Origin of the sequence: Janthinobacterium sp. HH106 (genome assembly GCF_001758725.1) — a bacterium.
GTDB lineage: Bacteria > Pseudomonadota > Gammaproteobacteria > Burkholderiales > Burkholderiaceae_D > Janthinobacterium.
Window position 1 is genome coordinate 94146 of record NZ_LRIC01000012.1, and the last position, 13963, is coordinate 108108.

The following is a 13963-nucleotide window of genomic DNA, read 5'->3' on the forward strand; positions in this document are numbered from 1 at the left end:
AAGTCAGCGCACGGTCGACCACAGCAGGGCCGCCAGGTACAGGCCGATGCCGAACGCCGTGTGGGCTATCAGGCTGCGCAGGCGGGCGGCCGCCGGATGCGGCGTCTTGCTGGCGGCCAGGCCGGCGCCCATGCCCGGCTGCAAGATGCAAAACGGCGCGGCCACGCTCACCAGGCCCGCCAGCAAGGCCGGCGCGAACGTCGGCCCTTGCACCCACTCCCGTCCCACCAGCGCCAGCAGCACGGCCGCAAACAGCACGCCGATGGCGTAATGGGCCGTCCAGCCCAGGATGGCTTCATCGCGCACGGGCGCCGCCTGGGCGATGTTGACGTGGGTGAAGGTACCGCGCGGAATATGGCCGAGCCAGCGTCCCACCATCGCCAAGTTCAGTGAGGGTATGCACCAGAAGCGCTTTAATGCCACCGCCCACACATCCATCACTGCCGTCGCGCCCACGCCGATCGCCAGGGCATCGAGCCAGAGTATTTGCATCGTGTCTCCCTTATAACATTCAATTGATTGCTTGAATGTTATAAGGGTGCTAGCATTGTGTCAATGAAAAATGCCGATATTGAATTGCTTGCCGGTTCTGCCGGGTTTGCCCATATTTTAGGCAGCGCGCCGCGCTTGCGCCTGCTCGAGCAGATCGCGCACGGCGAGTATGCGGTGGAGCAGCTGGTGGAGTTGACGGGTTTGTCCATGGCGAATACCTCGCAGCATTTGCAACAGTTGCGGCGCGCCGGTTTCGTGCAGGCGCGGCGCGACGGCAAGCGCGTGTTGTACCGGCTCGGCAACGGCCCTGTCATGCAGTTGCTCGCTGCGCTGGACGTGTATGCGCAGCACCAGCGCAGCGAGTTGCAGGCGCTGGGCCGGGGCGACCATGTGGAAGCGATCACGGGCGACGAACTGCGGGAACGCATGCAGGAAGCCAGCATCACCGTGCTCGACGTGCGGCCCGCGCAGGAATTTGCCGCCGGCCACTTGCCCGGCGCGATCAATATTCCGTTTGACGACTTGCAGCGCCGCCTGGGCGAATTGCCCGCGAACGCGGAGATCGCCGCCTACTGCCGCGGCCCGTACTGCGTGCTGTCCGTGCAAGCCGTGGCGGCCCTGCGCCAGCACGGCTTGCAGGCGCGCCGTTTGGGCAGCGGCTACGACGCCTGGCAGGCGGCCGGCTTGCCTGTCGTGAAGGCGGCATGATGGCGATTCCGAACAGCAAGCAGGAACTGGTCGACGCCATCAACAGCACGTACGCCAAGCTGATGCAGGAGCTGGCACGCGTGCCGCCGGCCTTGGCACGCGATCCCGTGCTGGAGGGGCAAGTGAAAGGCACGCGCATGAGCGTGTGCGATCTGCTTGCCTATCTGGTGGGCTGGAACGAGCTGGTCTTGCACTGGCACGCCCAGCTGCGCGACGGCAAACGCATCGAGGATATCGCCTTTCCCGCCGAAGGTTTCACGTGGAACGCTCTGGGGAAACTGGCGCAGCGCTTTTATGCCGACTATGCTGAACTGGGCATGGACGACTTGCTGCAGCGCCTGGAGCAGGCGAAAAACCAGCTGCTGGCGCTGGTCGACGCGCACGACGACGCGCAATTGTATGGCCAGCCCTGGTACACGCATTACACGATGGGGCGCATGATTCAGTTCAATACGGCGTCGCCGTATGCGAACGCGTGCACGCGCTTGCGGGCCTGGCGCAAGACCTTGTAGCGCAGCGACCGGCAGGCTTGCACGATTGCATCAGTACGCTCAGAAAACTTTTCAGGCAGGATAGTGGTTTCAAGCGGAACCAATTGAAGGATCACCATGCTGACCATCGCCCTCGCCCAGATGAATCCCACCGTGGGCGACTTCGACGCCAATGTCGCCGCCATCACCGCGCGCATGGCCCGCGCCAGCAGCGATGGCGCCGACTTGCTCGTGTGCCCCGAACTGTCGCTGTGCGCGTACTACCCGGGCGACCTGTTCGAAGATGCCGCCTTCCTGCGCGGCCTGCAGCAGGCGCTGAACAAGCTGCTGGAAGCGTCCACGCGCTGGCCGGCGCTGGTCACCGTCATCGGCACGGCGCGGCCCAACCCCGGCGTCGGCAAGCCCCTCTACAACGCCTTGCTGGCCATCCGCGACGGGCGCATCGTCGCCGAATACTACAAGCAGCTGCTGCCAACCTACGGCATCTTCGACGAGGGCCGCCATTTCGAGCCGGGCCCGCCAGGCGCCTGCACCCTCGATATCGCCGGCTGCAAGGTCGGTTTCATGATTTGCGAGGATGGCTGGAACGACGACGGCCGCGCCTACGCCGTCAACCCGTTTGAAACCTTGCATGCGGCGCGGCCCGATCTCATCGTCAGTATCAACGCCAGCCCGTCCGATATCGGCAAGCGCGCGCAGCGCCACGCCGTGTTTGGCGCCGCCTGCCAGCGCGTCAACCTGCCCCTGCTGTTCGTCAACCAGGTGGGCGGCCAGGATCAGCTCGTGTTCGATGGCGCCTCGTTCGCCATCTCGCCGGGCGTCGGCGTGCAATTCGAGGCGGCCCGCTTCGTCGAGGATTTTCAATTGCTGCGTTTTGCCGATGGGCGTTTCGCGCAGAAGGACGGCGCAGCGTTTCCCGTGCCGGACCAGGACGGCATCCCCGCCGTGGAGTTTGCGCGCTGCCAGATCGTGCTCGGCTTGCGCGACTACGCGCGCCGCTGCCGCTTTACGCAAGTCGTCGTCGGCTGCTCGGGCGGCATCGATTCGGCGCTGACCCTGGCCCTGGCCGTCGAGGCGCTCGGTGCCGACAATGTGGTGGCGATCACCATGCCGTCCGTGTTTTCCAGCGCCGGCTCCCTCACCGATTCCATCGCCCTGTGCGCCAACCTCGGCATCGCCCTGTCCACGCACCCGATCCGCGACATCGTGGCGCAATACGAAGCCGGCTACGCGGCGGCCTTCGACGGCAAGCTGCAGGGACTGCCGCTGGAAAACCTGCAGGCCAGGGTGCGCGGCACGATATTGATGGAATACTCGAACGCGTTCGGCGCCCTGCTGCTCACCACCGGCAACAAGAGCGAAATCTCGGTCGGCTACTGCACCCTGTACGGCGACACGAATGGGGGACTGGGCTTGATCGGCGACCTGTATAAAACGGAGGTCTTCGCCCTGTCACGCCACATCAATGCCAGCGCCGGGCGCGAACTGATTCCTGTGGCCGTGCTGGAGAAACCGCCGTCGGCGGAACTGGCGCCGGGCCAGCGCGACACCGACAGCTTGCCGCCGTATCCCGTGCTCGATGAAATCCTCAAATGGCATATCGAAGGGCGTCGCCTGCCGGCGCAAGAAAGCGCGCAGGCGCTGACCCTGGTCGACCAGCTGCGCGAGACGGACGAGGGGCGCGCGCTCGTGAGGCGCATCCTCGGCATGGTCGCCCGCAACGAGTACAAACGGCGCCAGGCGGCGCCCATCATCCGCGTGCGTTCGCGCGCCTTTGGCAGCGGCCGTCAATTGCCGATCGCCGCCCACTACCCGACCGGAGACGACGCATGACCTTATCCTATGGCGCCGACGCGGCCATCCTGATCGGCCGTTTCCAGCCTTTTCATAACGGCCATGCCGGCCTGCTGCAGAAGGCGCTGACGACGGCCGCGCAAGTGGTGGTGGTGCTCGGTTCCGCCTTCCATGCGCGCAGCCCGAAGAACCCGTTTACGTGGCAAGAGCGGGCCGCTATGATCGCTGCCACCCTGCCCGAGGCGCAGCGCGCGCGCGTGCATTACGTGGCCGTGCGCGATTACTACGACGATGGCCTGTGGGCCGACGCCGTGCGGCGCGCCGTGGCGGGCGCCGTGGCCACGGCGCAGCGCATCGCCCTGGTGGCCTGCTTCAAGGACGCCACCAGTTATTACCTGCACCACTTTCCCCACTGGCAGCTGCTCAATCTGGAGATCGATCCTGGCGCACCGATAGGCGCGACGGCGATCCGCAACGTGCTGTTCGAGGCGGAAGACGTCGACGTGTCGCTGAGCGCCGTGGCGCAGCTGCTGCCGGCGGCCATCGGCCAGTATCTGAAAGCGTGGACCTTGCTGCCGTGGTACGCGCCGCTGGTGCAGGAATACCGTGCCATCGAAGCGTACAAGGCGCGCTGGAAAGTGGCGCCGTATGCGCCCATCTTCACGACCGTCGATGCGCTGGTGCAGACGGGCGGCCACGTGCTGCTCGTGCGCCGCGGCGGCTATCCGGGCAAGGGCCTGTGGGCCTTGCCGGGCGGCTTTCTGGAGCCGCGCGAACGGCTGTTGCAGGGGGCACTGCGCGAGCTGGCGGAAGAAACCCAGCTGGGCGTGCTGGCGCCCACCCTCGTCGAGGCGCTGGTGGGCGTGGCCGTGTTCGACCACCCGGACCGCAGCCAGCGCGGGCGTACCATCACGCACGCGCATTATTTCGACCTGAAGACGCGCCAGTTGCCGGCCGTGACGGCGGCCGACGACGCGGCGCTGGCGCAGTGGGTGCCCGTGGCGTCGCTGCCGGCCATGGAAGAGCAATTCTTCGAAGACCACTTCCACATCCTGAACCACTTCCTCAAGCTCACGCAAGAGGGGCGCTGAGGGGCGCAAACCCCTCAGCGCGTCAGGACGTCATGCGTTCCCAGCCATGCTTGATGGCCGCCTTGAAGTTGTCCCACGCCGACTGGGGATACGTGTGCTCCCACGTGGAACGCAGGTCCGCTTCCACCTCGTTCCATGGACGGCCCCGGTAGCTGTCGCTGTTGGCCATGGAATGGCCATAGCGGTAGGCGGGATCGTAGTCCTCGAAGCGCGCGCCGGTGGCGACATAGGTGGCGCTCCAGTGGCTGCGGTAGTACTGCTCGTCGTCGTAGCTGGTGCCGGGCAGGTTATCGGCGCCGGGATAGCGGCGCACGTTGGCGCCCGCGCCGGACGACGGCGGCGGCGACGCCATGTCGCTGGCAAACTGCTGCGACCCTGGCGCCTCGTTCATATTGCCGGCGGACGTGCCTTGCTGCGATGGCGCGCCGGACTGCATGCTGGCGCCCTGGCGCCTCGCGCTGTCGTCTTGCGGCGCGCCTTGCCAGCCGCCGGCGCGCCAGTGCTCGGCGTGCGCATCGATGTCGAGCGGCGCGTAGCGCTCGACGAGGTCGGTGGCGCGCTGGATATCGGCGTCGCTTGCTCCTTCCAGGGTCAGCACGACATGCCCGCGCCGCACGGCTTCCGCATAGATGTGGCGGTCGGCGTGGCTGCCGAACAGGTCCGTGAAGAAATGCTTGATGTTGTCGAGCAGGCTGTCGCTGTCGTCGCGGCGGATATTTTCCGTGGCGGAAAATTCGTCGCTGCCCGCATCGTGCAGGCGGATGTTGGCGCTGGGAAATCCCGCCGTGATCAGGTCGTGCCGGGCGCGCTCGGCCATGTCGCGCACGGCGAAAACTGCTGCCAATGTATGTGCCATGATGGTCTCCATTCGATGAACAACGTCCCTTCAGTGTAGGCCGTACACACCGAAAGGGGCGCCCGTTTGCCCCTTGGAAATCGTTGACCTCATCAAATATTGACGAATTGAAATCTCAGTCGGGCGCGCCCACGAACGCGCGCAAAAAGTCGATAAAGGCGCGCACCTTTTCCGCAATATGCTGGGTGTTCGGATACACGGCATACACGCCCTGTTCCGGGAAGACGACGTCGGGCAGCAGACGGCGCAGGCGTCCCGCGCGCACCTCCCCTTCCACCAGCCACTGCGGCAGCAGGGCCACGCCGCAGCCGCCCAGGGCAAAGCCCAGCAGCGCCGAGGCGGAGTCGGAATGGATGGCGGCGTCGTCCTGCACGGCGAAGGCGGCGGGGCCGTCGGGTGTCTGCACGTCCCAGCGCAGCGGCGAGGCCAGGCGGCTGTGCGCCAGCCAGCGCGCGCGCTGCAAGTCGTCCAAGGTGGCGATCTTCGTGCCGGGCCGGCTGGCCAGGTAGGCGGGCGAGGCGACGGGCCAGATCGCGTACGGCTCGATCAGCGCGGCGCGGTAACTCGAATCGTTGAGGGAACCCATGCGGATGGCCAGGTCATAGCGGCCCGAGATCAGATCTTCGTGCGACGACGACGACGAATGCTGGATCTGCAACTGCGGATGGGCGGCGGCAAAGGCGATCAGCGCGGGGATCACCGTGCGGCTGCCATATTCGACGGTGGTGGTCAGGCGCAAGGTGCCGCGCAAGCCTTGCTGGCCCTGGCGCGCCGTCTCGATGGCGCCATGCGCTTCGCTCAGCACGCGCTGGCAATCCTCGTAAAAGCGTCGTCCCACGTCCGTCAGCGCCAGGCTGCGCGTGCTGCGCGTGAGCAGCGACACGCCCAGTTCCGCCTCCAGCTGTTTCAAATTAAAACTGACGACGGCCTTGCTCTGGCCCAGCACGGCGGCGGCAGCCGTCAGGGAGCCGGCGTCGACGATGGCAATGAAAATACCCAGGCGGTCAAGACTGATCATAGATAAAAAGAAAGATGCGGCTTGCAGGGCTTTGTCAAAATAGGTTTGACAGTGTAATCGGCGCTGGCCCGTTACGCAAATGACGATGGGCGTTTAAGCTGGCCGTTTGCCATTTGGAGCACCATGGACTATCGCAAAAAAGTGGCGGCCATCTATCTGCTGGGGTTTTTCGTCGACCTGATCAACATGTTCATCACCAGCGTCGCCTACCCCGACATCGGCCATGCCCTGCACGCCTCGGTGGCGCAGCTGGCCTGGATCAGCACCGCCTACATCCTCGGCCTGACCATCGTCATTCCCGCCAGTGCCTGGCTGGCTGGCTGTTATGGCAGCAAAACCGTGTTCATGGCATCGTTGCTAACTTTTTTATGCGCGAGCATCGGCGCCGGCCTGGCGCCCTCGATTGAGGCGCTGATCGCCTGGCGCTGCGTGCAGGGCCTCGGCGGCGGCTTGCTCATTCCGCTGGGGCAAAGCATGACCTACCAGCTGTATCAACCTGCGGAGCGCCCCGGCCTGTCCTCCGTCATCATGCTGGTGGGCTTGCTGGCGCCCGCCCTGTCGCCCGCATTGGGTGGCGTGATCGTTGACAGCCTGTCGTGGCGGGCGATTTTCTATTTGAACGTGCCGTTCGCGGCGCTGGCGCTGCTGCTGGCCGCCTGCTGGCTGCGTCCCGATCCGCCGCGCGCGGCCGTGCCCCGTCTCGACGTGGGCGGCCTGCTGGCGGGCAGCACGGCGATATTGCTGCTGCTGCTGGGCTTGACCATGCTCGGTACGCCGGGCGAGTTGCTGACCGGCGCCGGCGTGCTGGCGCTGGGCGCCGCCTGCGCGTGGGCCTACGTGCGCGGCGCGCTGCGCAAGTCGACGCCGCTGCTCAACCTGCGCCTGGCCGCCGAGCCGCTGCTGCGCATTGCCATGCTGATGTACCTGCTGGTGCCGGGCGTGTTCATGGGCGTGAGCCTGCTGGCCATGCTGTATCTGCAGGGCGTGCTGGGCATGCCGGCATCGACGGCGGGCGCCTTGATGCTGCCGTGGGCGCTGGCCTCGTTTGCGGCCATTTCGCTCACCGGTAAAAGCTACCGCCGCGTGGGGCCGCGGCCGCTGTTCATCGCGGGCGCCCTGCTGCAGGCGGCGGGCATGCTGATGCTGCTGCGGGTGGACTCGGCGGGCCAGTTATTCTGGCTGGCCGGCGCCTATGCCGTGATGGGTTTTGGCGGCGGCTTGTGCAGCAGCACGGCGCAAAGCACGGCGTTTTTGCGCACGCCGGACGCTCAGCTGAGCCAGGCCAGCGCCGTGTGGAATATCAACCGCCAGCTGGGCTTTTGCCTGGGCGTGGCGCTGCTCAGCGTACTGCTCAATGGCTTGCTGGCCGCGCACGGTATCGCATCGCTGGACGACCCTGCCCTGCATGCGCGCGCGGCGCAGGTGTTTCACTGGTGCTTTGCCTTGGCCGCCAGCGCGTGCGTGCTGCCTTTGGCGCTGTGCCTGCGCATCGACAACCGCGCCGTTCTCGACCTGTTACATCACCATGGAGCAAGCAAAAAATGAATGCTACAAATCTTTATTTTGACGACGTTTTATCCACGCATGTGCTGATCCGCGAATGGCTTTCCGGCGCAGCCACGGCGCCCGAACATTGCGCTGATTTGCTCGCGCGTTTCTCGCCTGATTTCACGATGGTGGCGCCCGGTGGCAAGCAGCTCGATGGCGCGGGCCTGGCGGCGTTTTTCCGCGCCGCCGGCGCCAGCCGTCCTGGCTTGCAGATGCGCATTTCGGATCTCGTTCTGATACAGGAAACTGCGGCCGGCGCCACCGTGTCCTACCGCGAATTCCAGTCGCTGCCCGGCGCGGAAAACACCGAGCGCTGGTCCACCGTCGTGTATGAAAAAACGGCCAGCGGCGCCCTGCTGTGGCGCCATTTGCACGAGACGTGGGTGGCGCCGGCGGCCGCGTAAAGCAGCACCGCGCGCGGCATTTTCCTACAGGAAGACTAGCCGCGCGCTGGCTGCGCAGTAGGAATTATCGGTTCAAGATGGGATTTTATCGACTATTGGCAGGAGAAGCGCAATGAACGATACCCCCTCGAAGCCCGCAGACCAGGCCCGCAATAGCGGCATGGACAAGACCGCTGCCGCGCAAGCGGATGGCGACGCCTATGCCAACCAGGGCGGCGGCAAGCCTGCCAGCGGCAATGTCGCCAGCGGCCACTGGGCGAACAATGTGATCACGCCGCAGGGCGCGCCCGATGCCGTGGAACAGGAAAACCTGCCCACCCTGGGCCAGCCGGAGCACCGCGAGCACGTCAAGGGCGTGTCCCAGCAGCCGCACAGCGCAGCGGGCAAACTGGCCGACGACAGGCCGGGCCGCAACGAGTCGAAAGACGTCCACCGTTCGCTCAACCAGCACGAATGAACAGCGGCGATTTTATGCTGGAAAATCAGCTCAAATCATGCAGCGCTTTGTGCCGCGCGGGGGCGGTGGAAAACTGCGAAAAAACCACCTCGAGTCCGCCGCGTTCCGGCGTGCAGCACATGGGCCCCACGCGGTAGTGGCTGGCCTCGGGAAACGGCGCCAGGCGCAGCAGCGGCCACAGCTTGCCATCGGTCGAATACTGCACCCGGATGACGCCCTTTTCCACCGTCACGCGCAGCCAGAAACCGTCCGGCATGGCGGGCGCGATGCTGACGGCCCAATCCGATTTATCCACCGTCAGCACGGTGCTCAACAGCAGCTGGCCGTCGGAAAATTCGACGCCGCATTTGATCCAGTGTTGCTCGTCGATGCGCACCATCATGCCGGCCTGGTCGTACAGCGCCGCGTACTGCGCGGCCACGTGCAGCTGCGCCGTGAAATCGCCATCGACTTCCGTGCCGAAAAAGTGGCCGCTGTCGCGGATAAAACCATACGAGGTCTTGCGCCAGAAATCCGTGTTCGCATCCGTCGTCACGCGCAGCTGCGCGGCGTCGGCGGACCAGTTTTCCGGTGGATTGAGCCAGCTGCCTTGCGTGAACATCGGATTTCCTCCTGATCGAAAAATGCTACATAGTTTGCCCCCATCCCAGCGCCTTGTACAGGGCAATCGCATCGATGTAGGACGCCGTCTCCGCCAGCAGCGCTTCGCGCCGGATATCGTACAAGGCGCGCTGGTTTTCCAGCACGGCCTGATAGCTGCCACCGCCGCCCGCATAGCGCGTGCTGGCGATGCCGAGGGCCGCGTTGCCGTGGCGCGCCGATTCCAGCAGGGAGGCCAATCGCGTCTGGTTTTCCGCCAGCTGCGTGACGGCGTTTTCCACGTCTTCCTGCGCCAATAACATCGTGTGTTCATAGCGCGCCAGGGCGCCCTGCGCCTCGGCCTGCGTGCCGCGCAAGCGCGCCCTGACGCTGCCCAGGCGGAAGGCCGGATAGCTGACGGAGGGCGCCACCTCAAAGGCGCGCGCGCCGCCATCGAACACGCCGCTGCCGCGCAGGGCAAAGAAGCCCAGGAAACCGCCGAGGCTCAGACGCGGATACAGGTCGGCCGTGGCGGCACCCACGTCTTCGCTGGAGGCGGCCAGCAGGCGCTCGGCGCGCACCACGTCGGGCCGCTGCTTGATCAGCTGATTCACGTCGCCGAGCGGCAGCTGGCCCGCCAGCGGCGCCTGCTGGCGCGGTGTGGTCGCCAGCGCGATGGCGCCAGGCGCTTGCCCGCTCAGCACATCGAGCCGGTACTGCGCCTGGCGCAAGCCCGCCTGCAACGGTGGCAATGCCGCCTCGCTGCGCGCCAGGTTGGCCAGTGCGTTGTGGCGTTCTTCCGGCAAGCCGCTGCCGGCACGGATGCGCGCGTCGATCAATGCCACCGTGTCGCGCCAGCTTTGCACCTGCGCCTGCGTCAGCGCCAGGTTTTGCTGGTAGCCCAGCGCCTCGTAGTAATTGCGCGCCACCTCGGCGGCGATCGTCAGCCGCACTTGCCGCAAGTCCGCCTGCGCCGCATCGGCGCGCGCCTGCGCCGAACGGCTCATGTGCGCGAGGCGGCCGAACAGGTCGATCTCCCATTGCGCGTCGAATCCCACGCGCGTGCTGGCGCTGGCGGTGCGGCTATCGGGTGTGTCCTGCTGCACCGTGCGCTGCCAGCCCGCCTGCCCCGTGACAGCGGGCAGTTCATCGAGCCGGCGCTCGTCGAAGACGGCGCGCGCGGCCAGCAGGTTGGCCTGCGCCTGCGCGATATCGAGGTTGTGTGCGAGCGCGCTGGCGATCAGCTGCGACAGCCGTGCATCATCGAAAAACGTCCACCACGCGGCCTCGCTGACGGCGCCCGTGCCAGCTGCGAATTGCGCTTGCTGCGGGCTGGCCAGGGTGATGGCGGGCGTGCCCGGCGTGACGTAGGCGGGGCTGACGGCGCAGCCGGCCAGCACGGGGAAAAGGGCAATAAGATAGCGGTAATTTTTCATACGGATTCCTTCAGCGCCTGCGACAGGTCGCGGGCGCGCGGCGTGGCATGGTCGGCCGTGTGGCGGCGGGCCAGAAAGGTGTACACGGTGGGCAGCACGAACAGGGTGAAGAAGGTGCCGATCAACATGCCCGAGACGATCACGACACCGAGACCGAAGCGGCTGTTGGCGCCCGCGCCGGAAGCGAACAGCAGCGGCACCAGGCCCACCACCATGGCGGCCGTCGTCATCAAGATCGGGCGCAGGCGGATCTGCGCCGCCTTGCGGATGGCCGTGATGCGGTCGAGCTGTTCATGCACCTGCAATTCGTTGGCAAATTCCACCATCAGGATGCCGTGCTTGCTGATCAAGCCGATCAGGGTCACCAGGCCGATCTGCGTGTAGATGTTGACGGTGGCGTAGCCGAGCGCCAGCGGAATCAGGGCGCCGCAAATCGACAGCGGTACCGTGATCAGGATGATCAGCGGGTCCGTCAGGCTTTCGTACTGGGCCGCCAGCACCAGGTAGATGACGACGACGGCCGCCAGGAAGGCCAGCAGCAGGGCATTGCCTTCCGTGGCGAACTGGCGCGCATCGGACTGCCAGTCGTAGCTGAAGCCGGGCGGCAGGGTTTTCGCCACGCCATCGAGGAAGGCGACGGCGTCGCCCAGGGTCACGCCGGGCGCCGGCACGCCCTGGAAGGTGGCCGCGTTTTGCTGGTTGAACTGCGTCAGCATGTTCGGCTCGATCTGTTCGCTCACCGAGACGACGGCGGACAGGGGCAGCAGGCTGCCGTCGTCGGCGCGCACGTACTGCTGCGTCAGGGCTTGCGCCGTGAGTCGCTGTTCGCGCGGGCTTTGCGCGATGACGTCATAGGCGCGGCCATCCATGCCGAAGCGGTTCAAATAATTTTCGCCCACCAGCACGGCCAGCGATTCGCCGATGTCCTGCATGCGGATGCCCAGGCTGTTGGCTTTTGAGCGGTCCACGCGCACTTTCACCACGGGGTTGTTGTAATCGAGGTCGCTGTCGACGACGGCAAACAGGCCGCTGTCGCGCGCGCGCTGCTTGACGTCTTCCATGGTGCGGAACAGGGTGGCGTAATCCTGCGCGCTGCGCAAGACCATCTGCACGGGCAAGCCGCCGCTCGATCCCGGCAAGGGCGCCAGCTGGAAGGCGAAGATGCTCGTGCCTTCCACGTCGCCCACGGCGTGCTGGAGTTCGGCCTGGATGACGGCCGCGTTGCGCGCGCGTTCGGCCCACGGCGTCAGGTTGATGCCGCCGATGCTCGATGCCGGACCTTCGCCGCCGTTGATGATCCAGCGCGAGTGCGTTTCGGGGATATGCTTGTAGATGGCATCGAGCTTGTAGGAAAAGCGTTCGACGTAATCGAGGTTGGCATGCTGCGGCGCCTTGATCGCCGTCAGCACGCTGGCCTGGTCTTCCGCCGGCGCCAGTTCGCGCTGCGGCAGCAGGTACAAAAAGGGCAGGCTCACCATCACCAGCGCGGCGAAACCGGCACTGAGCCAGCGGTGGTGCAGCGAGCGGTCCAGCAGGCGCGCATAGCGGCTGGTCAAACCTTCGAAGAAATGCTCGGCGGCGCGGGCCATGCGCCCTTCCGATTGTTTCGGCTGCAGCAGCAAGGAGCTCATCACGGGCGACAAGGTCAATGCCACCACACCCGACACCACCACGGCGCCGGCCAGGGTCAGCGCGAATTCCTTGAACAGCGCTCCCGTGAGGCCCCCCATCATGCCGATCGGCGCATACACGGCCGCCAGCGTGATCGTCATGGCGATCACGGGGCCGGCCACTTCGCGCGCACCGACCAGCGCGGCGGCCACGGGCGTCTTGCCCTCCTCGATATGCCGGTGCACGTTTTCCACCACGACGATGGCGTCGTCGACCACCAGGCCCACGGCCAGCACCATCGCCAGCAGGGTGAGCAGATTGATGCTGAAGCCGAAGGCCAGCATCAGCGCCGCCGCGCCCAGCATCGACAGCGGAATCGTCACGACGGGAATCAGCACGGAGCGCAGGGAACCCATGCACAGGTAGATGACGATGACGACGATCAGCAGCGCTTCGAGCAGGGTGTGCGCCACCTCGTCGATGGATGACTGGATGAAGCGCGCCGTCTCGAACGCCAGCTCCACTTTCACACCGGGTGGCAGGGTTTTCTGGATCTCGGGCAGCAGCTTCTTGATGCCGTCGACGATCACCAGCGGGTTGCCGCCGGGCGTGGGCGACAGGCCCAGGTACACGGCCGGCACGCCATCCATGATGCCGCTCGTTTCCGTGGCGGCCGCGCCCAGTTCCACCGTGCCCACGTCCTTCAGGCGCACGAGCGACGCGCTGTCATCGCCGCCCTTGCGGATGACCATGTCGCGGAACTCGGCCACGCTGGTCAGATCCGTGTTGACGCTGATGTTGGAGACGACGAATTGTCCCTTCACCTTGCCCGGTGCCGCCTGGTAGTTATTGCGCCGCACGGCGTCGGCCACGTCGGCCGCCGTCAAGCCGCGCGCCGCTAATTTTGCCGGGTCGATCCACAAACGCATGGCCAGCTGCTGGCCGCCATACACGTCGACCTTGGCCACGCCGTCGATGGTGGCGAACATCGGCTGCACCACGCGCGCCAGGTAGTCCGTCAGCGCGGGCGCCGAGACGCTCTCGCTGGCAAAGCCCACGTAGGCCACGGCCGAGGAATCGCCGGCCGAGCGCTCGATGACGGGGTCAAAAGCACCTTCGGGCAGCTTGTAGCGCACCTGGTTGACCTTGGCCATCACTTCCGTCAACGCCTGCGTGGAATCGCGGTTCAGTTCCATGCGCACGGTGACGGTGCTGCTGCCCTGCACCGACGACGAGGTCAGGTAATCGATGCCTTCCACGGACGACACGGCTTGCGCGATCGGCTGCGTGACAAAACCCTGCATCAGTTCCGCCGAGGCGCCCGGATACGTGGTTTTCACCGTGATGGTCGATGATTCGAGCATCGGATACTGGCGTATCGGCAGTTGCAGGATGGCGATCACGCCCAGCATCAAAATCAGGGTGCTGATCACCAGCGCCAGCACGGGGCGGCGCACAAACAAGTCGGTAAATTTCAT

At 65.8% G+C, this 13963-nt stretch carries 13 protein-coding genes; 7 read left to right on the forward strand and 6 right to left on the reverse strand.

The features are described 5' to 3' along the window. Window positions 1-3: 3 nt before the first annotated feature. Window positions 4-492, reverse strand: coding sequence for a DUF2938 domain-containing protein (locus JAB8_RS06500; protein WP_070288924.1), 489 nt, complete (start codon window positions 490-492; stop codon window positions 4-6). Between the two features lie 63 nt (window positions 493-555). Between JAB8_RS06500 and JAB8_RS06505 the strand changes: the two genes are divergently transcribed. The 4 genes from JAB8_RS06505 to JAB8_RS06520 all read left to right on the forward strand — a co-directional run bounded on the left by JAB8_RS06505 (window position 556) and on the right by JAB8_RS06520 (window position 4576). After that, window positions 556-1200, forward strand: coding sequence for a metalloregulator ArsR/SmtB family transcription factor (locus JAB8_RS06505; protein WP_070288925.1), 645 nt, complete (start codon window positions 556-558; stop codon window positions 1198-1200). After that, window positions 1197-1712, forward strand: a complete 516-nt coding sequence (locus tag JAB8_RS06510; protein ID WP_275527878.1) for a ClbS/DfsB family four-helix bundle protein — start codon at window positions 1197-1199, stop codon at window positions 1710-1712. The genes JAB8_RS06505 and JAB8_RS06510 overlap by 4 nt, the downstream gene beginning before the upstream one ends. Window positions 1713-1808: 96 nt before the next feature. After that, window positions 1809-3524: an NAD+ synthase gene (locus JAB8_RS06515; protein ID WP_070288926.1), complete on the forward strand. Its 1716-nt coding sequence runs from the start codon at window positions 1809-1811 to the stop codon at window positions 3522-3524. After that, window positions 3521-4576: a bifunctional nicotinamide-nucleotide adenylyltransferase/Nudix hydroxylase gene (locus JAB8_RS06520; RefSeq protein WP_070288927.1), complete on the forward strand. Its 1056-nt coding sequence runs from the start codon at window positions 3521-3523 to the stop codon at window positions 4574-4576. The genes JAB8_RS06515 and JAB8_RS06520 overlap by 4 nt, the downstream gene beginning before the upstream one ends. Before the next feature lie 22 nt (window positions 4577-4598). On the opposite strand, the gene JAB8_RS06525 is transcribed toward JAB8_RS06520, so the two are convergent. Further along, the gene (locus JAB8_RS06525) at window positions 4599-5432 is read right to left on the reverse strand and encodes a hypothetical protein (protein WP_070288928.1); all 834 of its coding nucleotides are present in this window, start codon (window positions 5430-5432) and stop codon (window positions 4599-4601) included. Between the two features lie 115 nt (window positions 5433-5547). Next, on the reverse strand, window positions 5548-6450 hold the full coding sequence (locus JAB8_RS06530; protein WP_070223312.1) for a LysR family transcriptional regulator: 903 nt from the start codon (window positions 6448-6450) through the stop codon (window positions 5548-5550). A gap of 123 nt (window positions 6451-6573) precedes the next feature. On the opposite strand from JAB8_RS06530, the gene JAB8_RS06535 reads away from it, so the two are divergent. The 3 genes from JAB8_RS06535 (at window position 6574) to JAB8_RS06545 (ending at window position 8859) form a co-directional block, all read left to right on the forward strand. Continuing rightward, window positions 6574-7995 (forward strand): MFS transporter, encoded by a 1422-nt coding sequence (locus tag JAB8_RS06535; protein WP_070288929.1) that lies wholly within the window; start codon window positions 6574-6576, stop codon window positions 7993-7995. Then, on the forward strand, window positions 7992-8402 hold the full coding sequence (locus JAB8_RS06540; RefSeq protein WP_070288930.1) for a DUF4440 domain-containing protein: 411 nt from the start codon (window positions 7992-7994) through the stop codon (window positions 8400-8402). The genes JAB8_RS06535 and JAB8_RS06540 overlap by 4 nt, the downstream gene beginning before the upstream one ends. A gap of 112 nt (window positions 8403-8514) precedes the next feature. Further along, a complete protein-coding gene (locus JAB8_RS06545) occupies window positions 8515-8859 on the forward strand; it encodes a hypothetical protein (RefSeq protein WP_070288931.1) in 345 nt (114 codons plus the stop codon). A 25-nt stretch (window positions 8860-8884) separates the two neighbouring features. On the opposite strand, the gene JAB8_RS06550 is transcribed toward JAB8_RS06545, so the two are convergent. Genes JAB8_RS06550 through JAB8_RS06560 form a run of 3 tightly spaced genes read right to left on the reverse strand, consistent with a single transcriptional unit; the run spans window position 8885 to window position 13963 of the window. Next, on the reverse strand, window positions 8885-9460 hold the full coding sequence (locus JAB8_RS06550; RefSeq protein ID WP_070288932.1) for a DUF1349 domain-containing protein: 576 nt from the start codon (window positions 9458-9460) through the stop codon (window positions 8885-8887). A 25-nt stretch (window positions 9461-9485) separates the two neighbouring features. Then, a complete protein-coding gene (locus JAB8_RS06555; RefSeq protein ID WP_070288933.1) occupies window positions 9486-10874 on the reverse strand; it encodes a TolC family protein in 1389 nt (462 codons plus the stop codon). Continuing rightward, window positions 10871-13963, reverse strand: coding sequence for a MexW/MexI family multidrug efflux RND transporter permease subunit (locus JAB8_RS06560; RefSeq protein ID WP_070223300.1), 3093 nt, complete (start codon window positions 13961-13963; stop codon window positions 10871-10873). Before JAB8_RS06560 ends, JAB8_RS06555 begins: the two co-directional genes overlap by 4 nt.